This window comes from Erythrobacter sp. RANMB8 (assembly GCF_056848235.1).
Genome location: NZ_JBREHG010000002.1, coordinates 512,654 through 536,162, shown reverse-complemented (window position 1 = coordinate 536,162; position 23,509 = coordinate 512,654). Strand labels below are relative to the sequence as shown.

18 protein-coding genes are annotated in these 23,509 nt (G+C 65.7%); 14 read left to right on the top strand and 4 right to left on the bottom strand.

All coding sequences use genetic code 11. The features are described from left to right. Positions 1 to 7 precede the first annotated feature (7 nt). Together ACU0AG_RS05650 and ACU0AG_RS05645 are read left to right on the top strand one after the other, a co-directional pair. Complete coding sequence (locus ACU0AG_RS05650; protein ID WP_482781279.1) at positions 8 to 1,843, top strand: SLC13 family permease; 1,836 nt, start codon at positions 8 to 10, stop codon at positions 1,841 to 1,843. 23 nt (positions 1,844 to 1,866) lie between these two features. Then, on the top strand, positions 1,867 to 3,180 hold the full coding sequence (locus ACU0AG_RS05645; RefSeq protein WP_482781278.1) for an amidohydrolase: 1,314 nt from the start codon (positions 1,867 to 1,869) through the stop codon (positions 3,178 to 3,180). Positions 3,181 to 3,257: 77 nt separating this feature from the next. Here the strand turns inward: ACU0AG_RS05645 and ACU0AG_RS05640 are convergent, their stop codons facing one another. Together ACU0AG_RS05640 and ACU0AG_RS05635 are read right to left on the bottom strand one after the other, a co-directional pair. Continuing rightward, positions 3,258 to 3,443: a hypothetical protein gene (locus ACU0AG_RS05640; protein WP_069310113.1), complete on the bottom strand. Its 186-nt coding sequence runs from the start codon at positions 3,441 to 3,443 to the stop codon at positions 3,258 to 3,260. Positions 3,444 to 3,539: 96 nt separating this feature from the next. Beyond that, positions 3,540 to 5,138 (bottom strand): isocitrate lyase, encoded by a 1,599-nt coding sequence (locus ACU0AG_RS05635; protein WP_482781277.1) that lies wholly within the window; start codon positions 5,136 to 5,138, stop codon positions 3,540 to 3,542. Positions 5,139 to 5,317: 179 nt separating this feature from the next. Between ACU0AG_RS05635 and ACU0AG_RS05630 the strand changes: the two genes are divergently transcribed. The 6 genes from ACU0AG_RS05630 to ACU0AG_RS05605 all read left to right on the top strand — a co-directional run bounded on the left by ACU0AG_RS05630 (position 5,318) and on the right by ACU0AG_RS05605 (position 14,102). Further along, positions 5,318 to 6,676, top strand: coding sequence for a helix-turn-helix domain-containing protein (locus ACU0AG_RS05630; protein WP_482781276.1), 1,359 nt, complete (start codon positions 5,318 to 5,320; stop codon positions 6,674 to 6,676). Positions 6,677 to 6,742: 66 nt separating this feature from the next. After that, entirely contained in the window at positions 6,743 to 8,128 is a 1,386-nt protein-coding gene (locus tag ACU0AG_RS05625; protein WP_482781275.1) for a TIGR03013 family XrtA/PEP-CTERM system glycosyltransferase, read from the top strand. Then, a complete protein-coding gene (gene prsK, locus ACU0AG_RS05620) occupies positions 8,125 to 10,251 on the top strand; it encodes an XrtA/PEP-CTERM system histidine kinase PrsK (RefSeq protein WP_482781274.1) in 2,127 nt (708 codons plus the stop codon). The genes ACU0AG_RS05625 and prsK overlap by 4 nt, the downstream gene beginning before the upstream one ends. Then, entirely contained in the window at positions 10,251 to 11,618 is a 1,368-nt protein-coding gene (prsR, locus tag ACU0AG_RS05615; RefSeq protein WP_482781273.1) for a PEP-CTERM-box response regulator transcription factor, read from the top strand. The genes prsK and prsR overlap by 1 nt, the downstream gene beginning before the upstream one ends. Beyond that, positions 11,602 to 13,077: a tetratricopeptide repeat protein gene (locus ACU0AG_RS05610; RefSeq protein WP_482781272.1), complete on the top strand. Its 1,476-nt coding sequence runs from the start codon at positions 11,602 to 11,604 to the stop codon at positions 13,075 to 13,077. The genes prsR and ACU0AG_RS05610 overlap by 17 nt, the downstream gene beginning before the upstream one ends. A 50-nt stretch (positions 13,078 to 13,127) precedes the next feature. Next, positions 13,128 to 14,102 carry a bile acid:sodium symporter family protein gene (locus ACU0AG_RS05605; RefSeq protein WP_482781271.1) on the top strand — a complete coding sequence of 325 codons (975 nt, stop codon included), beginning with the start codon at positions 13,128 to 13,130 and terminating at the stop codon, positions 14,100 to 14,102. Here the strand turns inward: ACU0AG_RS05605 and ACU0AG_RS05600 are convergent. Together ACU0AG_RS05600 and panB are read right to left on the bottom strand one after the other, a co-directional pair. Then, the gene (locus ACU0AG_RS05600; protein WP_482781270.1) at positions 14,080 to 15,147 is read right to left on the bottom strand and encodes a DUF475 domain-containing protein; all 1,068 of its coding nucleotides are present in this window, start codon (positions 15,145 to 15,147) and stop codon (positions 14,080 to 14,082) included. The two genes, ACU0AG_RS05605 and ACU0AG_RS05600, sit on opposite strands and share 23 nt — an antisense overlap. 65 nt (positions 15,148 to 15,212) lie before the next feature. Further along, the gene (panB, locus tag ACU0AG_RS05595) at positions 15,213 to 16,085 is read right to left on the bottom strand and encodes a 3-methyl-2-oxobutanoate hydroxymethyltransferase (protein WP_482781269.1); all 873 of its coding nucleotides are present in this window, start codon (positions 16,083 to 16,085) and stop codon (positions 15,213 to 15,215) included. A gap of 195 nt (positions 16,086 to 16,280) precedes the next feature. Between panB and ACU0AG_RS05590 the strand changes: the two genes are divergently transcribed. From ACU0AG_RS05590 to ACU0AG_RS05565, 6 genes are all read left to right on the top strand, one after another. After that, positions 16,281 to 17,843: an amino acid permease gene (locus ACU0AG_RS05590; RefSeq protein ID WP_482781268.1), complete on the top strand. Its 1,563-nt coding sequence runs from the start codon at positions 16,281 to 16,283 to the stop codon at positions 17,841 to 17,843. A gap of 103 nt (positions 17,844 to 17,946) precedes the next feature. Continuing rightward, a complete protein-coding gene (locus tag ACU0AG_RS05585; protein ID WP_482781267.1) occupies positions 17,947 to 18,714 on the top strand; it encodes a recA-like protein in 768 nt (255 codons plus the stop codon). Beyond that, positions 18,635 to 20,227, top strand: coding sequence for a Y-family DNA polymerase (locus tag ACU0AG_RS05580; protein ID WP_482781266.1), 1,593 nt, complete (start codon positions 18,635 to 18,637; stop codon positions 20,225 to 20,227). The genes ACU0AG_RS05585 and ACU0AG_RS05580 overlap by 80 nt, the downstream gene beginning before the upstream one ends. A gap of 33 nt (positions 20,228 to 20,260) precedes the next feature. Next, positions 20,261 to 20,599: a PilZ domain-containing protein gene (locus ACU0AG_RS05575; RefSeq protein WP_482781265.1), complete on the top strand. Its 339-nt coding sequence runs from the start codon at positions 20,261 to 20,263 to the stop codon at positions 20,597 to 20,599. Between the two features lie 73 nt (positions 20,600 to 20,672). Continuing rightward, on the top strand, positions 20,673 to 21,911 hold the full coding sequence (locus ACU0AG_RS05570) for a putative DNA modification/repair radical SAM protein (RefSeq protein ID WP_482781264.1): 1,239 nt from the start codon (positions 20,673 to 20,675) through the stop codon (positions 21,909 to 21,911). Between the two features lie 148 nt (positions 21,912 to 22,059). Continuing rightward, complete coding sequence (locus ACU0AG_RS05565; RefSeq protein ID WP_482781263.1) at positions 22,060 to 23,508, top strand: UdgX family uracil-DNA binding protein; 1,449 nt, start codon at positions 22,060 to 22,062, stop codon at positions 23,506 to 23,508. The last annotated feature ends 1 nt before the right edge of the window (position 23,509 follow it).

The following is a 23,509-nucleotide window of genomic DNA, read 5'->3' as shown; positions in this document are numbered from 1 at the left end:
ACAGGCCATGCTGGAAGCTCCATCCTATCACGCGATTGCGGCCATGGCGGTGACCATCGCCATGTTCATCGCCTTTGCCCGCGGGCGCTATCCGGAGGAGATCATTTCGCTGATCACCATCGCTGTGATCGGCGTGGGGCTCTATTTCGCGCCGCTGGAAGGCAGCAAGCCGACTGATGGCCTCGCGATAGCCTTCGGCGGGTTCGGCCACTCGGCACTGATCACGATCTGCGCGCTGATGATCATGGGGCGCGGGCTGGTGGTGACCGGCGCGCTCGAACCCTTTGCGCGTATGCTGGAAGGGGTGTTCCGCTTCAACCCGCAGATCGGCCTGCTGACGGCGCTGCTGGTGGCGTTCTTCCTCTCGATGTTCGTCAATGACACTCCGGTGATGGTGCTGCTGATCCCGATCATCGTGGCGATTGCTGCGAAGGGCCTGATGGCGTCGTCCAAGATCCTGATGCCGGTCAACACCGCGGTTCTGCTCGGCGGGATGGCGACGACCATCGGCACTTCGACCAATATCCTCGTCGCCACCATCGCGGCCGATCTCGGGATGGCGCCCTTCGGGGTGTTTGCCTTTACGCCGATCGTGCTGACCGCCGGGCTGGTGGCGGTTCCCTATCTGTGGCTGGTGATGCCGCGGATGCTGCGCGACAACAGCGTGACGCCCGACAATCTGCGCCGCACCTTTCACACCCGCCTGCGCGTCGGCACCAGCAGCCTGCTGGCGGGGGCAGAGATCGCCGCCATCCGCGACAAGTTGCCGCAGGGCATTACCTTTCACGATGTGCCCGCCGGCCCTCTCCAACCGGAACAGCGGCTGCACATTTCCGGCACGCACGAGGCGCTGGAAGAGGCTGCACGGGTGCTGAAAGGCGAGCTTGCGCCAAGCTGGGTGATCGACCGCATCCGCCGCATCTCGAAATCGCAGGGCGAGGACATTGTTGCGGTCGAGATGACGGTGACCTCGGATTCGCGCCTGATCACCCGCACGCTGGCGAGTTCCGGGATCGCCGATCTCTATGGCGTCGCGGTGCTCGGCATCCACCGGCCCAACCGGGTGCTGGGCGAGCGCGATACCTATACCGAAGCGGGCGATCTGCGCATTCTCGAAGGCGATGTGCTGCTGGTGATGGGTATCGAGGAGGATTTGCAGACCTTCGCCCGCACCGATGGTCTGCTGCGATTGGAAGGCGCGCGCGAATTGCCGCGCCGGTCGAAGGCGACGCTGGCAGGGGCGATCATGCTGGGCGCGATTGCGACTGCCTCGCTCGGCTTGCCGTGGTTTGACGGCATGACCTATGCGCCAATCAAGCTGCCGATCGCGATTTCGGCGCTGGCGGGCGCGATCCTGATGTTCCTGACCGGCTGTGTGAAGTTCGACCGTGTGGGCCGTGCGCTTTCTGCCAAGGTGATCGTGCTGATCGCGGCGAGCCTTGCGATCGGGAGGGTGATCGATGAAAGCGGGGCGGCGGAATGGCTGGGGCAGGCACTTTCGCTGGGCCTTGCCTATCTGCCGCCCGCGCTGGTCCTATCGGCGATCATGCTGTTCGTGACCGTGGTGACAAACTTCGCCTCGAACGCGACCGCTGCCACGATCGGCACCCCGATTGCCTATAGCATCGCCATGCAACTGGGCCTGCCGCCCGAACCGCTGGTGCTGGCGGTGCTGTTCGGCTGCAATCTCTCGTTCGCGACGCCGATTGCTTACCAGACCAATCTGCTGATCATGTCCGAAGGCGGATATGAATTCGCCGACTACGTGCGCGCCGGGGTTCCGCTGGTGGCGCTGATGGTGACTGTGCTCTCGGTGCTGCTGGCGCTGTGGTATGGCTTGTGACGGGGATGACGGGGAGAATCTCGATGACGGTTTGGCGATGGGCAGGGATGAGCGCGCTGGCTCTGGTGGCGGCTCCGGCGCAGGCGGACGAATTGCGCGATGCGGTCGCGGCTGATCTGCCTGCTCTTGTGGAGCTTTATCAGGATCTCCACGCCAATCCCGAGTTGAGCTTTCAGGAGGTCGAGACCGCGAAAAAGCTCGCTGCCCGCGCCCGTGCGCTGGGGTTCGAGGTGACCGAGGGGGTGGGCAAGACCGGCGTGGTTGCGGTCATGCGCAACGGCGAGGGCCCCACCGTGATGCTACGCGCCGACATGGACGGGCTGCCGGTGATCGAACAGACCGGCCTGCCCTATGCCTCCAAGCGCCGCGCTGTGCCAGCGACCGGGATCGAGACCGGAGTGATGCACGCCTGCGGGCACGATACCCACATGACCGCATGGGTCGGCACTGCGCAACTGCTGGCAGAGCGGCGCGACCAGTGGTCGGGCACGCTGGTGATGATCCTGCAACCGGCCGAGGAAATCGGCGAAGGCGCCAAGGCGATGCTCGACGACGGGCTCTACACCCGCTTTCCCAAGCCCGATTACGTGCTCGCCTTCCATGATGCGGCGCAGTTTCCGGCCGGCCAGATCGGCTATTCGCGCGGGTTTGCGCTCGCCAATGTGGACAGCGTCGATATCGTGGTGCCCGGCGTGGGCGGCCACGGGGCCTATCCGCACACCACCAAGGACCCGATCGTCATTGCATCGAGCATCGTGATGCGCCTGCAAACGCTGGTCAGCCGCGAGTTGAATCCGACCGAATCCGCTGTCGTGACAGTCGGCAGCTTTCAGGCCGGGTCAAAGCACAACATCATCCCCGATGAAGCACGGCTCCAGATCACGGTGCGCAGTTATGCCGACAAGACCCGCCAGCACCTGCTCGAAGGGATTGCGCGGATCGCGAAGGCCGAGGCGATGGCCGCAGGGATGCCCGATGACAAGCTGCCCAAAGTCAGCGTGGCCGATCCCTATACGCCTGCCACCTACAACACCCCGGAGTTCACCGACCGCGTGATGGCAGGGCTGAAATCGCGCTTTGAAGGACGGGTATCGGAAACCCCGGCTGTCATGGGCGGCGAGGATTTCAGCCAGTTCTACCGCGCCGATCGCGACAATGTGGAGGCGCTGATCTTCTGGGTCGGCGGCGTGCGCCAGAGCGAATGGGAGAGGGCGCAGAAAGGCGAGATCGAACTGCCTTCGCTGCATTCCCCGTTCTGGGCACCCGATGCGCCGGTGGTGATCGCCACCGCGACCGAGGCGCTGACGGCGGCGACGTTGCAACTGATGCCGAAATAAATTCGGCCGCCGGAACGTGCCCCTTGCGGGACCATTCCGGCGGCCGTTTCTCCTCCCCAGGAGAACTGTGAAACGGGTTATTCCGAAGCGGGGACGTAAGTGCCCAGGCGGTGGTGCAGCGCGTTGATCTTGGCCAGCTCCTCGCGGTCTTCGGTGGCGCGGGCGTGGCTCTCCAGCGCGCGGCGCAGCAGCTTCATGTCGGCAGTCGAAAGCAGCGCGCGGGCGCGGGCCGGTTCGGTCTTCGGGGTATCGGTATCGGTCATGTCACTCTCCGCTGGGTGATTACCCGCGTGTCCTTAGGCGCTTCCATGGCATCCCGGAAGGCCGGATCGTGCCGGCCTCCCGGGATTCTCTCCCAATCAGGCTGCCTCGAACTGGTTCATCGTGTTGTGGACGCCGCCCGCCTTGAGGGCTGCTTCACCGGCGAAGTATTCCTTGTGATCATCGCCGATGTCGCTGCCCGACATGTTCTGGTGCTTCACACAGGCGATGCCCTGACGAATTTCCTCGCGCTGCACGCCCTTGACGTAGCCGAGCATGCCTGCCTCACCGAAATATTCGCGGGCGAGGTTGTCGGTGCTGAGCGCGGCGGTGTGGTAGGTCGGCAGGGTGATGAGGTGGTGGAAGATGCCCGCACGCGCAGCGGCATCGCGCTGGAAGGTGCGGATCTTCTCGTCGGCTTCGTTCGACAGCTCGGTGCCGTCGTAGTCCACGCTCATCAGCTTGGCGCGGTCGTAGGCCGACACATCCTTGCCCGCCGCTTCCCAGGCATCGAACACCTGCTGGCGGAAGTTCAGCGTCCAGTTGAAGCTGGGCGAGTTGTTGTAGACCAGCTTGGCGTTCGGCACGACTTCGCGGATGCGATCGACCATGCCGGCGATCTGCTCGACGTGCGGCTTCTCGGTCTCGATCCAGAGCAGGTCGGCGCCGTTCTGGAGCGAGGTGATGCAATCGAGCACGACGCGGTCCTCGCCCGTTCCGGCGCGGAACTGGTAGAGGTTCGAGGGCAAGCGCTTGGGGGCCAGCAGCTTGCCATTGCGGCTGATGAACACCTGGCCATTGGTGATGTTGGCCGGATCGACTTCATCGCAATCGAGGAAGCTGTTGTACTGGTCGCCCAGATCGCCCGGCTCCTTCGAGAAGGCGATCTGCTTGGTCAGGCCGGCACCGAGCGAGTCGGTGCGGGCGACGATGATGCCGTCCTCCACGCCGAGTTCGAGGAAGGCGTGGCGGCAAGCGCGGATCTTCTGGAGGAAGTCCTCGTGCGGCACGGTAACCTTGCCGTCCTGGTGGCCGCACTGCTTTTCGTCCGAGACCTGGTTCTCGATCTGGAGCGCGCAGGCGCCAGCTTCGATCATCTTCTTGGCGAGCAGGTAAGTCGCCTCGGCATTGCCGAAGCCCGCGTCGATGTCGGCGATGATCGGCACGACGTGTGTTTCGTAGTTGTCGATCGCGTTTTCGATGCGCTTGGCTTCGACCGCGTCACCTGCCTTGCGGGCAGCGTCGAGGGCGCGGAACATCATGCCGAGTTCGCGGGCGTCGGCCTGCTTCAAGAAGGTGTAGAGCTCCTCGATCAGCGCGGGCACCGAGGTTTTCTCGTGCATCGACTGGTCGGGCAGGGGGCCGAATTCGCTGCGCAGCGCGGCAACCATCCAGCCCGAGAGGTAGAGGTAGCGGCGCTTGGTGGTGCCGAAGTGCTTCTTGATCGCGATCAGCTTCTGCTGCGCGATGAAGCCGTGCCAGCAGCCGAGCGACTGGGTGTAGTTCGCGGTGTCTGCGTCATAGGCGGCCATGTCGGCACGCATGATCTTGGCGGTGTACTTGGCGATGTCGAGGCCGGTAGCGAAGCGGTTCTGGATCGCCATGCGGGCAGCGCTTTCGGGGTCGATGGCAGCCCAGCTCGGCCCGTTGGCGGTCACCACGTCGCGCATCCGGGTGATGGTGTTCTGGTAGGTCATAGCGTTCTCCTGTCCGTCCTGGGGAGCGGCCCGCGTCGGTTGTGACTCGCGCCATCGGATGGGCAGGCTTTGCCGTGCTGCGGCGCAGCATTACAGGAAAAATTACAGGAAATCGTGTCGCTATGCGGACTTTTGGCTGCGATATTGTGTAAATCAGTAAAGTAATTTACAAAAACCCCATGGCAGACACGACTCTCCTCGCAGGACCGGCGCTCCGGCGACTGCGCAAACGCGAAAGCCTCACGCAGGCGGCCATGGCGACGGCGCTGGGCATTTCGCCGTCCTATCTCAACCTGATCGAACGCAACCAGCGCCCGCTGTCGGCCAAGGTGCTGGTGCGGGTGATCGAGCGTTTCGACTTCGATCCGCGTTCCCTGCGTGAGGACGACGCGATCGGCGGGATCGACGGACTGGTTCGCCGCATGGCGGACAAGCGCTTCGCCGATCTCGGCATCGACCGCGAGGAAGTGCAGGAGTTTCTCTCCGTCGCCCCGCAGGTCGCTGCCGCCTTTGCCCGGCTTTACGATACGGGCGGAAGTGGCGGGCGGATCGAGAGCGAAGATGCCGTGGCTGCTGCCCGACGGGCGATCGAACGCTGGCAGAACCACTTTGCCGATCTCGACCATGCCGCCGAGGACCTCGCCGACGAGTTGCGCCTTTCACGCGGAGAAATCAGCGCCGCCTTGTCCGAGCGGCTGCGCGAGAAGCACCAGCTTTCCGTCCGCATCCTTCCGGCAGAGGTCATGCCGGGCCAGGTGCACCGGCTCGACCTTCACGCCCGCCAGTTGCAGCTTTCGGAAATGCTGCCGGGCGCGGCGCGGCGGTTCCAGATTGCCCGGCAGGTGGGCGCGCTGGAAATGCGCGAGGGGATCGAGGCACTGGTGGCGGGGGCCAACCTTTCATCCGCCGAAGCGCGCGAGGCTTTCCGCGAACACATCACCGACTATCTCGCAGGCGCGCTGTTGCTGCCCTATCGCCGGTTTCTGCGGGCGTGCGAGGCCACCGGCTACGATCTCGCGGTGCTGCAGCGGCGGTTTGCCGTGAGTTTCGATCAGGTGGCCGAGCGGTTGACGACGCTGGGCCGGGTGGGCGAACGCGGCTTACCGTTCTTCACCGCCACGATCGACCGCGCAGGCCGGATGACCCACTTCACCGCCGGGGGCAGCGGGGCGATCTACCCGCTTGACGGCGCACGCTGGCCCGCCTGGGTGCCCTATGCCGCGTTCGAGCGGCCCGGCACGGTGCTGACCCAGGCGGTCACCTTTGGCGAGGGCGAAGGTGCGCCACGTCACTGGTTTACCATAACCCGCACAGTCGATGGTGACGGGGTGATGTGTTCGGGCCGACGGGCGGTGGTGCTGGGTATCGAGGCGCGCTTTGCCGGCGATCTGGCCCATGCTCGCGGCGTATCGCTCGACCGCGCAGACGCGGTGCCGCTGGGGACGCCTTGCGGTCGTTGCGGGCGGAGCGAGTGCCTGACGCCCGCCCCTGCGCGTCTGGCAAGCACGCCCGGAGGCGGGCGGGGGCGCGCGGTGTAAAGTTTACCGACACTTAAGGTCTCATGGTTAAGACAGAGCCGGCAAATACCAAAGGCCGCCTGTCAGATGATCCGCCTGTTCAAGCATTACATACCCCACGCCGTGCTGCTGCTCGGCCTGCTCGATCTCGGCTTGCTGATCCTGGCGAGCGAGGTTGCCTGGCAATGGCGCGCGCACCAGATCGGCATGGATCTTGGTGCGCTTGGCGGACGGGGCCTTGCGCTGCTCGGTACGGCGATGGTGATCTGGCTGGCGATGATCGCGGTCGGGGTTTACGGCCCCAATGCACTGCGGTCGCTGCGCTTTGCCGGAGCGCGGGTGTTGGTTGCGATCAGCCTCGGCATCATCGCGCTGGCGGTGGTGGACTTCGTCATCCGCACCGACCTGTTCTGGCGTTCGACGCTGCTTTACACGATGGGCCTTGCGATCCTTGTGCTGGTGGCAGACCGGCTGCTGCTCAATTCGTTCCTCGGTTCCTCCGCCTTCCGCCGCCGGGTGATGGTGCTGGGCGCGGGGCCGCGGGCGCAGCGGCTGCGTGAACTGGGCGAAAAGCCCGAAACCGGCTTTGCGATCGTCGCCTATATCTCGATGAGCGACGATAACCGCGTGGTAGAGGAAGCAATCCCGCGCACGGCGATCCACGATCTGGGCCGGTTTGTCGAAAATCTCGGCGTGTCGGAGGTGGTGCTTGCGCTTCAGGAACGCCGCAACGCGTTGCCGCTGAAAGACCTGCTGCGGATCAAGACCAAGGGCGTTCACGTCAACGATTTCTCCAGCTTCATCGAGCGAGAGACCGGGCGCGTCGATCTCGACACGGTCAACCCGAGCTGGCTGATCTTTTCCGACGGCTTTTCAAGCTCGCGCATGTTTTCGAGCGCGGTGAAACGCATTTTCGATATCGTCGCCAGCCTCGTTCTGCTGGTGCTGACCCTGCCGGTGATCATCCTGTTTGCGGGGCTTGTGAAGCTCGACAGCAAGGGTCCGGCGTTTTTCCGCCAGACCCGCGTGGGGCTTTATGGCGAGCCGTTCACGCTGATCAAGCTGCGCTCCATGCGCACCGATGCCGAAAAGGACGGGGCGAAATGGGCGGAAGAAAACGATCCGCGCATCACGCGCCTCGGCCGGTTTATCCGCAAGGTGCGGATCGACGAATTGCCGCAAACCTGGAGCGTCCTCAAAGGCCAGATGAGCTTTGTCGGCCCGCGACCGGAAGTGCCCACCTTTGTCGAAAGCCTCGAAGAGGTGATCCCCTTCTATGGCGAACGGCACATGGTGAAGCCGGGGATCACGGGCTGGGCCCAGATCAATTACCCCTATGGCGCATCGGTCGAGGATAGCCGCTGCAAGCTTGAGTATGATCTCTATTACGCCAAGAATTATACGCCGTTCCTCGATTTCGTGATCCTGCTGCAAACCTTGCGGGTGATCCTGTGGCCGGAGGGTGCACGGTGATCGGTGCCGGGGCCCTGATGCCGCTGGCGGCCTCGCTTGCCTGGCTGGCGGGTGCGCTGCTGAGCGCCGGGGCGATGCTGTGGATCTGGCGGCACGGGGAGCGTGCGCGGCCCGATCGTGCCGCCTTGCTGGCAGCGGCCATGGCGAGCACGATCTGGTGCGCGCTGGCAGCTTCGCTCGGGCCTGATCACGGCGCGTCGATCCTTGCCGCGATGGCGCGCAATCTGGCGTTGATTGCGGCGATCTTCAGCCTGTTTTCCGCCGATGGCCGCAGCAACAGCCTGAAACCGATCCGGCCTGTCATCATTGCGCTGGTGCTGGTGCAGCTGTTGCAACCGGTGGTGCTGCTGTTCCAGCTGCGCGCTGCGGGTGTGCCTGAACTTGCCGCCGCCGTGTTCGAGGTGCGCGTGGTGATCGATACGCTGGTGTCGATCGGGGCGCTGATGCTGCTGCACAACCTTTACGCCGGTGCGGCGGCCGGTCTGCGACCGGTGTTGCGCTGGACCGGTGTCGGGCTTGCGGGGATCTTTGCCTATGATCTGAACCTCAGCACGATCGCTTATCTCGGTGGGGAAGTGCCCGGATTGATCGGCGATCTGCGCGGGCTGTTCGCGGGCGTGATGGCGGTGCTGTTTGCGCTCGGGATGAACGCCGCCGGGCCGCGGATGCAGTTCAGCCCGTCGCGCGCTGTCACCTTCCGCACGCTTTCGTTGCTGCTGATCGGTGGCTATCTGGCCGGAATGGTGCTGGTGACCAAGGCGCTGGCCCTGATCGGCGGCGATGTGGCCCGTGCGAGCCAGATCATGTTCGTGGTGGTGGCCGTGATGGGCGCAGCAGTGGCCTTGCCGTCGCCGCGCTTGCGCGGATGGCTGCGGGTGATGGCGAGCAAGCACCTGTTCCAGCATCGCTACGACTATCGCGAGGAATGGTTGCGGTTCACCCGAACCATCGGCCATGGCGGCACCGGCAGTGCCAGCCTTCAGGCCCGTGCCGTGAAGGCGCTGGCCGACATTACCGAAAGCCCCGCCGGTCTCTTGCTGATGCCCAACGAGGAGGCCCAGCTCGAACTCACCGCGCGCTGGAACTGGCCCACGATTGCCGTTCCTGCGGTGGCCGGGGATTACGCCTTTTCCGGCCTGCTCGAACAGCACAACCTGATCATTGCCTTTGACGAGGCGCGTGCCGGAATCGACCACCATGGCGAGGCCGGTCAGATGCCGGCCTGGCTGCTCGAGGCAGAGGACGCCTGGGCGCTGGTACCGCTGCTCCATTTCGACCGTCTGGTGGGCGTGATCGTTCTCGCCCGACCGCGCACCGCGCGCCAGCTCGACTGGGAGGACTTCGATCTGCTGCGCGTCGCCGGACAACAGCTGGCAAGCTATCTGGCCGAACAGGCAGGGCAGCAGGCGCTGATGGACGCCAGCCGCTTCGACGAATTCAACCGCCGCATGGCTTTCGTGATGCATGACATCAAGAACCTCGTCAGCCAGCTTTCGCTGCTGGCCACCAATGCGGAAAAGCATGCCGACAATCCCGCCTTCCGCGCCGATATGCTGGTGACCCTGCGCAATTCGGCGGACAAGCTTTCCGCCCTGCTGGCGCGCCTGGGGCGCTACGGCGCGGGGCAGGTGCATGAACCCTCGGCTTTCGATCTGGCCGGGATGGCCAGGGCAATCGCGGACCGTTTTGCCCCGGCCCATCCGGTCCTTTTGACCCGCGACGAGCCTGTCGTGGTGATGGGCAATCGCGAAGCGCTGGAACAGGCGCTGATCCATCTGGTGCAGAATGCCATCGATGCCAGCCAGCCTGATGCTCCTGTCATGCTCGATGTGGTGGCTGAGGGCCTGAACGGTGTGATCGCGGTGGTCGACAGTGGCCATGGCATGAGCGCCGAATTTGTCCGCACCGGCCTGTTCAAACCGTTTGTCTCGTCCAAACAGGGCGGGTTCGGGATCGGTGCCTTCGAGGCCCGCGAACTCGTCCGCGCCATGGGCGGGCGGATCGCGGTGGAATCGCGCGAAGGGCTGGGCACCCACTTTTCCGTTTCCGTTCCGCTGGCCGATGCCCTGCGCCTGAGTGGCGCGCAGGACACGCCGCAACCCCTATCGCAAGAGGTCGCCTGATGGCTACTGAGAAGAAACCCGTGCTGCTCGTGATCGAGGATGATCCGGGTCTGCAGGCCCAGCTCAAATGGGCCTATGACGATTTCGAGGTGGTCATCGCCGGTGACCGCGACAGCGCGCTTGCGGCGCTGCGGGCCGAGGCGCCGGGCGTGGTGACACTCGATCTCGGTCTGCCGCCCGATCCTGATGGGACGAGCGAAGGCTTTGCCGTGCTCGATGCGATCATGACGCTCAAGCCCGATACTAAGGTGATCGTCGCCAGTGGTCACGGCGCCCGCGAAAGCGCGCTGGAGGCGATTGCGCGGGGGGCTTACGATTTCTACCAGAAGCCGATCGATATCGATGCGCTTGGCCTGATCGTGCGCCGCGCCTTCAATCTGCGTGCGATTGAAGAGGAAAACCGCCGGTTGGTCGCCAGCAGCAGTGCCGACAAGACCGTGCTGGGCCGGATGATCACCGGCGCGCCGGAAATGGTGAAGGTCGCCCGCACCATCGAACGGGTCGCCAAGACCAGCGTTTCGGTAATGCTGCTCGGCGCAAGCGGCACCGGCAAGGAATTGCTGGCGCAGGGCCTGCACGATGCCAGCGACCGTGCCGACGGGCCGTTTGTCGCCATCAACTGCGCGGCGATCCCCGAAAACCTGCTCGAAAGCGAATTGTTCGGGCACGAAAAGGGTGCATTTACCGGCGCGATCAAGACCACCGAGGGCAAGATCGAAAGCGCCAATGGCGGCACGCTGTTCCTTGACGAGGTGGGCGACATACCGCTGCCCCTGCAGGTCAAACTGCTGCGCTTTTTGCAGGAACGCACCATCGAACGCATTGGCGGTCGCAAGGCGATTGCGGTCAACACCCGGATCGTGTGCGCCACCCACCAGGATCTCGAAACGATGATCCAGCAGGGCAGCTTCCGCGAGGATCTGTTCTACCGCCTTGCCGAGATCGTGGTGCGTATCCCGGCGCTGGCCGAGCGGCACGGCGATGCGGTGCTGCTGGCCAAGGCGTTCCTCAAGCGTTTTTCTGCCGAGATGAACCCTGCCGTCACCGGCTTTGCCCCCGATGCGCTCGCCGCGATCGATGCGCACGACTGGCCGGGCAATGTGCGCGAACTGGAAAACCGGGTGAAGCGTGCGGTGATCATGGCTGACGGCAAGCTTGTTTGTGCTGAGGATCTCGATTTCGGCAAGGCGGACGAGGAGGACGCGGACGTGCTCAACCTCAAGGCTGCGCGCGAGGCTGCGGACCGGCGCGTGATCCGACATGCGCTCGCCCGAAGTGAAGGCAACATCTCCAGCACCGCCAAGCTGCTCGGGATCAGCCGTCCGACCCTTTATGATCTGTTGAAGCAATATGACCTCCAAGCGTAACCCCCTTCTTGCCGCGCTCGCGCTGGCCTTCGCGCTGACCGGCTGTGCGGACGGCGGTTCCGGATCTGCGGGCGGGCCTCCGAACCCTGAACTCGATATCCTGCTCGATGAAGCGCAGGCACTGATGGTTGACGGGGCGCTTGCCGATGCCGGGCGCAAGCTCGACGAGGCGCGGGCGCTGGCTCCCGACGATCCCGATCTGTGGGTGGCGATTGCCAGACTGCGCTATCGCGGGGGAGAACATCTCACCGCGCTGGAGGCGGCTGACCGGGCGCTGGCACTTGGCCGCGATTATGCCCCGGCGCTACTGATGCGGGCGCTGCTGGTGCGCGATGCCCACGGATTTGCCGCCGCGCTGCCGTGGTTCGAGGCGGCACTGTCTGCCGATCCCGATAATGCCGAGGCGTGGGCCGAATATGCCGCAGCGCTCGGCGACAGCGGGCGGGCAGAGGATATGCTGCAGGCGGTGCGCAAACTTGCCGAGGTCGCGCCGGATGATCCGCGGGTGTTCTATCTTCAGGCGGTGCTGGCAGCGCGTGCCGGCGATCAGGCGCTGGCGCGCAGCCTGCTGACCCGCAGCGGTATGGCGGTTCGCGGCGTGCCTTCCGCCATGCTGCTCGATGCGATGATCAGCCTTGAAGTCGGCAATATCGACAGCGCCGCCGCGACGCTGGAGGCGCTTTCGGCGCGTCAGCCTGCCAATTCCCGCCTGCGCGAATTGCTGGCCCGGGCGCTGCTGCTGGGCGGGCGGGAAGGCGACGTGATCGCCCGCTTTGCCGATGATGTCGGGCGGCCGGAAACCTCGCCCTATCTGGTGATGCTGGTGGCGCGTGCTTATGAACGAATGGGTGACCGCGCGGCTGCCGCACCATTGCTGGCAAAGGCCTATGGCGGCGGTGCGGGCGCGCCAGCGGCTCTGGTTGTGCGAGACGGGCTCCCGGGGCCGACCGCCGAAATGCGCAGCTTTGCGCAGGCCGGTAACTGGCCGGGAGCCGTTGCCGGCGGGCAGGCGCTGGCCGACCGGTTCCCGCTATCGGCCGATGTTGCCATCCTTGCAGGCGATGCCCGGCTCGGCTCCGGGGACCCGCTGGCGGCGCTCGAAGCCTATGCGAAGGCAGCGCGGGTCAAGCGCCCCTGGCCATTGTCGCGCAAGGCTGTGCTTGCCTATCGTCAGGCGGGCGACGATCTTGCAGCCGATACGCTGCTGGCCCGGCATGTCGCAGGCGAGCCTGATGCGATCACCGGAGTGGTGATGCTGGCGGAGCGTCAGGCCGGATCGGGGCAGGCGGAGCGGGCGGCCCTGCTGCTCGATCACGCCATTGCGCTTGGCGGAGGGCATGACCCTGCTTTGCTGACTTTGCGGATCAAGGTCGCGCAGATGCTCGAAGACGAAGACGATGTGCGCCGGTTTGCCGGAATGCTCGCACAGGTGCGACCACCTGCGATGGCGGTGCGCTGACCCGCTGCCTGCTCGACAATCGGGTGCGGGCAGGGCAGGGCGCTGCTGCCATGTCCAAGCCGTTTGCCTTGCCCCGCCTGCCGTTCCTGACCGACCCGATGATCGCGGTGCTGGTTATCGCCACGCTGCTCGCCGTGTTGCTGCCCGCCACCGGAGAGGCGCGCAGCATCGCCAGCCTGATCTCCAATGGCGGCATATTCCTGCTGTTTCTGATCAACGGAATGCGGATCCGCCGCAGCGAGATTGCGCGGGGGCTGGCAAACTGGCGCTATTTCGGGCCGTTGCTGCTGTTCGTGTTCGGCGCGATGGCGCTGGCAGGGATCGGTGCCGCCAGCCTTGCCGCCAGTGCCCTGCCGCCGCTGGTCGCGCTGGGGTTCATCTACCTCGGCTGCCTGCCATCGACCGTGCAATCGGCGACATCCTATACCAGCCTGGCCGACGGCAATGTCGCGCTGGCGGTGGTGGGCGCCGCGCTGATCAACATTGCGGGCGTTTTCATCAGCGCGCCCCTGTTCGCGCTGCTCGGCGGCAGTGCGGCAGGAGACATCGGCAACGAGGCGATTGTCCGGATCGGTCTGATCCTCGTGCTGCCTTTCGTGATCGGGCAGGTGGTGCAGGACAAGGTGATCGATCGGGTCGCCCGGCACCGCGCACGGATTGCCTGGCTGGACCGCGCCGTGATCGGGATTGCGGTCTATGTCGCCTTTTCGGGCGCTGTCGAGCAGGGGTTGGGGCAGATGTTCGCACCGGCGGACTGGGGCATCCTGATTGCGCTGGTGCTCGGCCTGCTGGCGTTGGCGCTGGCGGCGGCATGGGTGGTCAGCGGATCGCTGGGGCTTGCGCGGGCAGACAGGATCGCTTTCCTGTTTGCCGGATCGCAGAAAAGCGTCGCCATCGGTGCGCCGCTAGCGGCCATCCTGTTCCCGGCCTCGGCAGCGGGGTTCGTGATTGCCCCGCTGTTGTTCTATCACCTCGCGCAGCTGGTGCTGGCCGCGCCGCTGGCTATGCGTCTGGCGCGGGGCTAGCGGCGCGTTCGGCCCGCTGGTGGCGAACCGACCACCAGAACGACAGGCCGATCAGGATCGCGCCGATCAGGCCGGTGATTGTTTCGGGAATGTGGAACACAGCCGACACCAGCATGATCGCGCCGAGGACGACGATGGCCCAGAAGGCACCGTGTTCGAGATAGCGATACTCCGCCAGCGTGCCTTGACGCACCAGATGCACGGTCATCGAGCGCACGAACATCGCCCCGATCGAAAGGCCCAGCGCGATCACGACCATGTTGTTCGAAAGGGCGAAGGCACCGATCACCCCGTCGAAGCTGAAGCTTGCGTCGAGGATGTTGAGGTAGAGGAACCCGCCAAGCCCGCTGCGCACCACGGCGCCCGCAAGCCGCGCGGCTTCTTCGCGCATTTCGAGCCAGTGGCTCACCGCTTCCACCGCGATGAAGGTGACAAGGCCGAGCATCCCGGCAACGAGGAAGGTGTGCGCCTCCTCGACCGGCAGCAGCGACGAAATGCCCCACATGCCGAGCAGCAGGATGGCGATTTCGATGGCGGGCAGGTTCGACACCTTGGACAGCGCGCTTTCGATCGAATTGATCCAGTGCACATCCTTGTCGGCGTCGAAGAAGAACTTCATCCCCACCATCGCCAGAAACGCGCCGCCGAAGCCGGCAATGCCGATATGGGCGGAGCTGACCAGTTCTTCGTACTTGGCCGGATCGTTGAGCGAGAGGTCAAGCGCCTCCATCGGGCCGATATTGGCGGCAATCGCGACAATCGCGAGCGGGAAGACGATCCGCATCCCGAACACCGCAAAGGCGATGCCCCATGTCAGAAAGCGCTTCTGCCAGACCTCGTCCATCTCCTTGAGCACCGAGGCGTTGACCACGGCATTGTCGAAGCTGAGCGACACTTCCAGCACGGACAGGATCACCACGATCCACAGCACCTGCGCCATGCCGCCCAGCGTGCCGGAACTGACAAAGCCGTAGTAACCGGCAAGGCCAAGGCAGATGACGGTGAAGATCAGCGAGAAGGTGTAATAGCGAAGCAGCGTCTGCATGATGCAAATCGAACCTTGAAAGGGCGTGCGGACAATTCCGTCACGCCGGTATTGTCTGTGATGTGTCAGCCCTTGGGCTGGTAGGTCTGGTCCTCACCGGGGAAGGCGCGGCTGCGCACCTCGCCGGCATAGTGTGCCACGGTGCGGTCGATCACCCCGGCAATGTCTTCATACCGCTTCACGAAGCGGGGCACGCGTTCGAACATGCCCAGCATGTCCTCGGTCACGAGCACTTGCCCGTCGCACTGCGCCGAGGCCCCGATGCCGATGGTGGGACAGGAGACTGCTCTGGTCGCGGCGATGGCGATGGGTTCGACCACGCCTTCGATCACGACGGCAAAGGCACCGGCCTGATCGAGCGCGATGGCATCCGAGACGATCTTCTCCGCTTCGGCCTCGGACCGGCCGCGTGCGCCATAGCCACCCAGCACATTGACCGCCTGCGGGGTCAGACCGACATGGCCCATCACCGGAATGCCGCGCTGGTTGAGGAAAGCGACCGTGGGCGCCATCGCCGCCCCGCCTTCAAGCTTCACCGCCGCCGCCCCCGTCTGCTTGAGCAGGAAGGCCGCGCTTTCGAAGGCCTGTTCCGGCGAGGCTTCGTAAGAGCCGAAAGGCATGTCGACCACCACCACCGAATGATACGATCCGCGCACCACCGCCGCGCCGTGGTTGGCCATCATCTCCAGCGTCACCGGAATGGTGGAGGGCAGGCCATAGATCACCTGTCCGAGCGAATCTCCCACCAGCAGCAGATCGCAATGCGCATCAAGCAGCTGCGCCTGCCGCGCGGTATAGGCCGTCAGCATCACCAGCGGCTCGCCGGTCACGCCATCGGTCTTGCGGGCGCGGATCGCAGGCACCGTCAGCCGCTTCATCGGCTGCGGAGTGGGGTTGGCGCGGCTTGTGCTCGTGTCGAGCTGGAAGGTGGTGGACATGATCGCCAGCCTCTAGCGCTTGCGTGCGGCGGGGGAAAGAGCGCGCATTACGGCTTGTGTTGCTTGGCTGTTGCGCTAGCGTTGCAGCCTGACGATCGCGCGGGGGATCTGCCTGCGATCAATGGGAGTTCTTAATCCGATGTTTCTTGACAGGATCAATCCGTGCGCCGGTCAGGCGTGCAGGGGGGAATGGTAATGGCGAGCACACCCAATCGCGGCATCTTCGAACGGATGTTCGCCCGCAAATCGATCGCGCAGGTGCAGCGTGAAACCCAGACCAGCGAGCTTAAGCGGTCGCTGGGCAAGTGGAACCTGCTGCTGCTGGGCGTGGGCTGTATCATCGGGGCAGGTATTTTCGTGCGGACCGGCAGCGCAGCGGCGCTCCATGCCGGTCCTGCGGTGATGCTCAGCTTCGTGGTTGCAGGCATTGTCTGCGCCTTTGCAGGGCTGTGCTATGCGGAGCTGTCCTCGACGCTGCCGGTGTCGGGCTCTGCCTACACCTATGGTTACACCACGCTGGGCGAGTTCGTGGCGTGGATCATGGGGGCGCTGCTGCTGCTTGAATACGGGCTTGCCGCATCGGTCGTGGCAGTTGGCTGGTCCGGGTATGTGGTCAGCTTGCTGGCCGATTTCGGCATCGTAATCCCGCCCCAGTTCACCGGACCTGCGGGCTATCCGCTGATGAAGGACGGCGTGCCGGTGCTGATCGATGGCCAGCCGGTGACCACCATCTTCAACCTGCCGGCCTTTCTGATCTGCGGCCTGCTGGCCGCGCTGCTGGTGGTTGGCGTGTCCGAGAGCGCGAAGGTCAACAACATCATCGTCGCGATCAAGGTGAGCGTTCTGGCGGCTTTCATTCTGGTGGGCGGAGCCATCGTGCTCGGCAACCTGCCTGAACTGGTGGCGACCAACTGGGTGCCGTTCATTCCGGAGAATACCGGACCCGGCGAATTCGGGGTGGATGGCATCATGCGCGCCGCCTCGATCGTGTTCTTTGCCTATATCGGCTTCGAAGCGGTCTCGACCGCCGGACAGGAAGCCAAGGATCCGGCCAAGGACATGCCGTTCGGCATCATCGGCAGCCTTGTGGTATGCACCGTGATCTACATGCTGGTGGCCGCGATCATGACGCTGCTGGTGCCCTACAACACCCTGAACGTGCCCGATCCTGTTGCGGTGGTGGTCGACAATTTCGGGGCGCAGTGGGGCTGGCTCGCGAAGATCATCAAGGTCGGTGCGATCATCGGTCTCACTTCGGTGGTGCTGGTGCTGATGTATGCGCAGACCCGCATCTTCTACACCATGGCCCGCGATGGTCTGCTGCCCAAGGTGTTCAGCCGGGTTCACCCGCGCTTCCACACCCCGGCGGTCAACACCATGCTGGTGGGGGCGGTTACGGCGGTTGCGGCAGGCTTCCTCGACATCAACTTCCTGGGCGACATGACATCGGTCGGGACCCTGGCTGCGTTTGCGGTGGTGTGCCTTTCGGTGATCTATCTGCGCCGGGCCGCGCCTGATCTGCCGCGCGGTTTCAATGTCCCGCTCTATCCGGTGCTGCCGGTGCTGGGCATTGTGTCCTGCATCTATCTCATCACCACTGTGCCGTGGCAGGTGTTGCAACACCTCCTGATCTACATGGTGATCTGCACCTCGTTCTACTTCATCTACGGCATGCGCAACTCCAATCTCCAGCATGGCGATCCGCAGGATGACGCGCCGGACATGGGTGAATTTCCGGGGCCTGTGGTCGAGGATTGATCCGGCCCCATTGCCGGCGGGTTCTGCAGGGCGCGGGGTGCGGTTGTGCATCCCGCGCCCTTTGCATTGCACTGCGGCCAATGTTGGAACATAATGCGAACAAATGAGTCGTTCGCCCATGCCCTTTGCGCCCTCCAAGCCCTCACCCGTCCGTGTTCTGCCTGCCCGCCTGTCTGACGCACGCTGGCGGCCGGGGCTGGGCGTGCAGCCGTTCCATTCCGAAATCTTTGCCTCCTCGGCCGAGGCAAGCGGGGCGGGGCTGGCGCTGGCGCTGGCGCGTGACGCCATGGCCTCAACCGGTGAGGGTGAGGACAGTCGCGGCGTGCTGTGGGTGCAGGACCGCAAGGCGATAAGGCTGGGCGGGCGCCCGTGCCTCGCAGGCCTGCCACCCGATTTGCGCTGCCGGTTGATCCATGTTGCTGCCGCCACGCCCGAAGACGCGCTGTTCGCGCTGGAGGAGGGGCTGAAATGCCGCGATCTCGCCTGCGTGATCGGCGAGATTGCGGGCAATCCGCGTGCGTTGTCCTTCACCGCTTCGCGCCGCCTCAGCCTCGTGGCGGAACGGCATGGCGTGCGGCTCTGGCTGGTGCGGATCGACGCTGCGCCGGACCTCTCCTCGGCAAGGATGCGCTGGCGGGTGCGTGCCGCCCCTTCGGTGCCCCCACGCTGGAACCCTGCTGCCCCCGGCACTGCCAGCTGGCATGCCGAACTGTTCCGCGCCCGCGGCCATGCGCCGGGCGAATGGATGCTGAGTGATGACGACGGAACCTTGCGCATCCGCCGCGATACCGATGGCGCTGCCACGCCGGATATTGTCCGTCTGGCTCGCCCGACTGTCGGTCGATCGCTGGCGGCTCGCGCTCGCGCCTGAGGCCCGCGCTGCTGCCGAGGCACTGCCCACCGCACTGGTGGCCGATACCGCGCACGGTCCGCGCATTGCCGCTGCCAATGATGCCGGTCTGGCTGCCGGAGCGCGCGCGGGAATGCTGCTGGCCGATGCGCGGGCGCTGTGCCCGCAGCTGGCCGCGGTCCCGTCCGATCCGGCAGGCGATCTGGCGGCGCTGGAAAAGCTGGCGCTGTGGGCGCAGCGCTGGGGCCCGTGGAGCGCGCTTGATCCGCCCGATGGTCTGCTGGTCGATGTCACAGGCGCGGCGCATCTGTTCGGCGGGGAGGAGCGCCTGCTTGGCGATGCCGCCGCCGCTTTCGCCGCCCGCGGGCTGACGGTGCGCGCCGCGCTGGCACCGACTGCGGGGGCGGCCTGGGCGCTGGCCCGTTACGGCCCGTCTGCCGCGATCCTTGCACCGGGGGATGATCCGTTGCGCCTGCTCGGCGATCTGCCGGTGGCGGCATTGCGGCTCGATGGCGATGTGCTGACAGTGCTGCGGCGCCTCGGCGTCAAACGGCTTGGCGATCTTGCCGGGGTTGGCGGGGAGGGGGATGATCCCGCCGCGCAGGCCGCCGCCCGCGATGCGCTGCGCCGCCGGTTCCGCAATCACCGCGCCCCTGCTACCAATCCGTTGCTGCGGCTTGACCAGTTGCTCGGCCGCGTGCCCGAACCGCTGCTGCCGGTGATCGCCCGCCCCGTCCCGATGGTGCAGCGCCGCCTGATGGAGCCACTGCGTCATCGTGACCTGCTCGACCGGGTGGTGGATGATCTCGCCGCTGACATGGTGCGCACGCTTGAAGCGCGGGGCGAGGGCGCGCGGCGGCTCGAACTGGGGCTGTGGCGGGTCGATGGCGAGGTGCTGCTGCGCCGGATCGAACTGGCTGCCGCCACCCGCGAGGCGGCGCACATCACCCGGCTGTTCGCCGCCCGGCTCGACGATGTGGAGGCGGGTTTCGGGATCGAGGCCGTGCAGTTGCGCGCTAGCTGGAGCGAGCCGCTGGCCCTGTCGCAGGCCGATCTTGATGCCGCTGCCGAACAGCACGGCACATCGCTGGCGGCGTGCATCGACCGCTTGGGCGTGCGGCTCGGACCGGCGGCGATCACCCGTCCGGTTGCCCGTGCCAGCCATATCCCCGAACGCGCGCAGGGCTGGCAGCCGCCGCTTGATCCTGTGCCGCCCAGTCAGGGGCAGCTTGCTTTCCACACCCGCCCGCTCAAGCTGCTCGACCGGGCAGAGCCGATCGCGGTGCTCTATGCCTCGCCCGATGGCTATCCGCAGCGATTCCGCTGGCGCGGCGCGGTGCGCGAGGTGGTGCGGGTGGAGGGGCCGGAACGGATCGCACCCGAATGGTGGCGCGAACGCTCGACCGTGCGCCTGCGCGACTATTACCGGATCGAGGATACAGCCGGGCAGCGTTACTGGATCTACCGCCAGGGCATTGCCGGTGACGGGCGCGGCGGGGTGCCCGACTGGTTCCTGCACGGGCTTTGCACTTAGATTTCTTTTACCGGTTTGTGCGATGCTTTCGCCATGAACCTGCATTCGATCCCGCGTGCATCCGAGCGCCGCCCGATGAGCCTCATGGTCAAAAGCCGTGTGCGTTCGCGGGAGGTTTTTGTCGATCTGATCGACATCTCCGAAGGCGGGTGCAAGATCCGCGGCAAGCCGGGATTTGCCGATGTGGGTGACCGGGTGACGATGAAGGTGGGGGCGATCAACGCTCCGCTGGGCTCGATTGCCTGGGTCGAAGGGCCGTTTGCCGGTGTCGCCTTCGAAGGCGCGATGCACCCGGCGGTGGTCGATCATCTATGCAGCCTCGATGGCACCTTTCGCGAAGGGCCGCAGCGCCGCCGCTTTCTCGAGATGTGATTGCAAGCTTTGCATTTGGCAGGGCAGGTTGTGGAACATATAAGGAACACAAGAAAGGTGTTCCCGCAGTTCCATGGCCCAGCAATCTCTCCGCCAGCGTCTCGAAATCCTCGCCGATGCGGCGAAATATGATGCCTCCTGCGCGTCATCCGGCACGGCGAAGAAGAATTCGCTGGGCGGCAAGGGTGTGGGTTCGACCGAGGGGATGGGCATCTGCCACGCCTATGCGCCGGACGGGCGGTGTATCTCGTTGCTCAAGATCCTGCTGACCAATCACTGCATCTTCGATTGCCACTACTGCATCAACCGCAAGAGCTCGAATGTGGCGCGGGCGCGCTTCACCCCGCAGGAAGTGGTCGACCTGACGCTCAATTTCTACCGCCGCAACTATATCGAGGGGCTGTTCCTGTCCTCGGGCATCGTGAAGAGCGCGAACCATACGATGGAGCAGCTGGTCGAGGTGGCGCGGATATTGCGCGAGGAGCATGACTTTCGCGGCTACATCCACCTCAAGACCATCCCCGAGGCCGATGCCGAGATCATCCATGCCGCCGGGCTCTATGCCGACCGTGTCTCGATCAATGTCGAGCTGCCCACCACCGCCGGCCTGACCCGCCTCGCGCCCGACAAGAACGCAGGCCAGATCGAAGGCGCGATGGGCCGCACCAAGGCGCGGATCATCGAGGCCAAGGATGAAAGGAAGCGCTTCCGCCACGCGCCGCGCTTCGCGCCCGCAGGCCAATCGACCCAGATGATCGTCGGCGCCGACGATGCCAATGACGCCGCGATCATCGGCAAGGCGAGCCGCCTCTACGGCAGCTTTGGCCTGAGGCGGGTCTATTACAGCGCCTTCTCGCCGATCCCCGATGCCTCCGCCGTGCTGCCGCTGAAGCGCCCGCCCTTGCTGCGCGAACACCGGCTGTACCAGTCCGACTGGCTGATGCGGTTCTATGGTTTCGGCGCGCAGGAGGTGGCGGACGCGGCGGAGGCGGACGGCAATCTGCCGCTCGATATCGACCCGAAACTGGCGTGGGCGCTCAAGTTCCGCGAAAGCTTCCCCGTCGACGTCAACCGCGCGCCCAGAGAGATGCTGCTGCGGGTGCCGGGGCTGGGGACGAAGGCGGTGGCGCGCATCCTCAGCGTCCGCCGGCACCGCAACCTGCGGCTCGACGATGTGGCGCGGCTGACCGCTTCGGTTGCCAAGGTGCGGCCCTTCATCTGCACCGTCGACTGGCGCCCGACGCTGCTGACGGACCGCGCCGATCTGCGCGGGCTGCTGGTGAAGAAGTCCGAGCAGCTGGAGCTGTTCTGATGGTGCGGACGCTCTCATCTCCCCTCCCGCTCGCGGGAGGGGCAGCGAGACTTGCGAGCTTGCTCGCTAGTCGCAGCGGGGTGGGCCTCCCGGCCCAGCGCTTCGCGCACCCACCCCCAGCCCCTCCCGTGAACGGGAGGGGAGTGGAATGACCGCGATGCAGCACGTCTCCCTCGGCGCGCACTACGCCGTGCATCTCCCCGCGCCCGACGATTTCGCCTTTTGGCGCGAACGGGCGCGGGGGCTGGTGCAGTGCGATGTGCCGCCAGACCGGGTGAGCTGGATCGAGCCGGGCGGCACGGGCGATCTGTTCGCCGCCGAAGGCCCCTCACGCGGCGAGAAGCGCCTGCCCGCGCCTCCCGTCGACCCGCGCCCCGTGCGCGCCAGCCAGCGGTTCCTGACCGTCGCCCGCAGTGCCGCGCTGCATTCCGATCCCGCACGCTTCGGGCTGCTCTACCGCGTGCTGTGGCGCTTGCAGCGCAATCCTCGCCTGATGGAGGACACAGCCGACCCCGAGGTGCGCCGCCTTGAGGAGCTCGCCAAGTCGGTCCGCCGGGATGCCCACAAGATGCACGCCTTCGTCCGCTTCCGCGAAGTTACTGAAGAAGACGGCACCCCGCATTTCGTCGCCTGGTTCGAGCCCGATCACCACATCGTGCGCGCCGAAGCCGCCTTTTTCATGCGCCGCTTCGCCAATATGCGCTGGTCGATCCTGACCCCGCGCGGGAGCGTGCATTGGGATGGCGAGGTGATGCGCGAAGGCCCGCCCGCACGCCGCGAGGATGCACCGGGGGGTGATCCGGTCGAGGCGCTGTGGCGCTCCTACTACGCCTCGATCTTCAACCCGGCGCGGCTGAAGGTCGGCGCGATGCTCTCGGAGATGCCGAAGAAATACTGGAAGAACCTGCCCGAAGCCGAGCTGATCCCGCAGCTCATCGCGGGCGCGCAGGCGCGTGAGGCGGCGATGGTGGCGGCGGGTGCGCGGGAGCAGCGGGCGCGGCCTGCGACCCTTGCCGAGGTCGCGCAAGGGGCCGCCGCCTGCCGCGATTGCCCGATCGCCGAATGCAGCACCCGCGCCGTGGCCGGCGAGGGGCCGCAGCAGGCCGCCCTGATGATCGTCGGCGAGCAACCCGGTGATCAGGAGGACATCGCGGGCCGCCCTTTTGTCGGCCCGGCGGGGCAATTGCTGGGCGATCACCTCGCCCGCGCCGGGATCGACCGGAGCGCGGCCTACGTCACCAATGCGGTGAAGCACTTCAAGTTCGTGCTCAAGGGCAAGCACCGCCTCCACCAGTCGCCGGGCGCCAAGGAGATCGACACCTGCCGCTGGTGGCTCGATGCCGAACGGACGCTGGTGCGGCCCCGCATCGTGCTGGCGCTGGGGGCGAGCGCCGCACGCGGCCTGCTGGGGCGCACGGTCAGCGTCAATCGCGAGCGGGGGCGGGCGATCCCGCTCGATGACGGAGGCGAATTGTGGGTGACGGTGCATCCCTCCTATCTGCTGCGTCTGGACGGCCCCGCACGCGAGCAACAGGCCGCCCTGTTCGCCGCCGATCTGGCGCTGGTGCGCGGGCGGCTCGCAGAACTGGCGGGCTGAC

Coding starts and splice junctions, on each gene's coding strand:
- ACU0AG_RS05590 (WP_482781268.1), top strand. CDS start 16,281: ATGGCGAGCACACCCAATCGCGGCATCTTCGAACGGATGTTCGCCCGC.
- panB (WP_482781269.1), bottom strand. CDS start 16,085: ATGTCCACCACCTTCCAGCTCGACACGAGCACAAGCCGCGCCAACCCC.
- ACU0AG_RS05605 (WP_482781271.1), top strand. CDS start 13,128: ATGTCCAAGCCGTTTGCCTTGCCCCGCCTGCCGTTCCTGACCGACCCG.
- ACU0AG_RS05610 (WP_482781272.1), top strand. CDS start 11,602: ATGACCTCCAAGCGTAACCCCCTTCTTGCCGCGCTCGCGCTGGCCTTC.
- ACU0AG_RS05580 (WP_482781266.1), top strand. CDS start 18,635: ATGGCGCTGCCACGCCGGATATTGTCCGTCTGGCTCGCCCGACTGTCG.
- ACU0AG_RS05635 (WP_482781277.1), bottom strand. CDS start 5,138: ATGACCTACCAGAACACCATCACCCGGATGCGCGACGTGGTGACCGCC.
- ACU0AG_RS05600 (WP_482781270.1), bottom strand. CDS start 15,147: ATGCAGACGCTGCTTCGCTATTACACCTTCTCGCTGATCTTCACCGTC.
- ACU0AG_RS05640 (WP_069310113.1), bottom strand. CDS start 3,443: ATGACCGATACCGATACCCCGAAGACCGAACCGGCCCGCGCCCGCGCG.
- ACU0AG_RS05570 (WP_482781264.1), top strand. CDS start 20,673: ATGGCCCAGCAATCTCTCCGCCAGCGTCTCGAAATCCTCGCCGATGCG.
- prsR (WP_482781273.1), top strand. CDS start 10,251: ATGGCTACTGAGAAGAAACCCGTGCTGCTCGTGATCGAGGATGATCCG.
- ACU0AG_RS05630 (WP_482781276.1), top strand. CDS start 5,318: ATGGCAGACACGACTCTCCTCGCAGGACCGGCGCTCCGGCGACTGCGC.
- ACU0AG_RS05575 (WP_482781265.1), top strand. CDS start 20,261: ATGAACCTGCATTCGATCCCGCGTGCATCCGAGCGCCGCCCGATGAGC.
- ACU0AG_RS05650 (WP_482781279.1), top strand. CDS start 8: ATGCTGGAAGCTCCATCCTATCACGCGATTGCGGCCATGGCGGTGACC.
- ACU0AG_RS05645 (WP_482781278.1), top strand. CDS start 1,867: ATGACGGTTTGGCGATGGGCAGGGATGAGCGCGCTGGCTCTGGTGGCG.
- ACU0AG_RS05585 (WP_482781267.1), top strand. CDS start 17,947: ATGAGTCGTTCGCCCATGCCCTTTGCGCCCTCCAAGCCCTCACCCGTC.
- ACU0AG_RS05565 (WP_482781263.1), top strand. CDS start 22,060: ATGACCGCGATGCAGCACGTCTCCCTCGGCGCGCACTACGCCGTGCAT.
- ACU0AG_RS05625 (WP_482781275.1), top strand. CDS start 6,743: ATGATCCGCCTGTTCAAGCATTACATACCCCACGCCGTGCTGCTGCTC.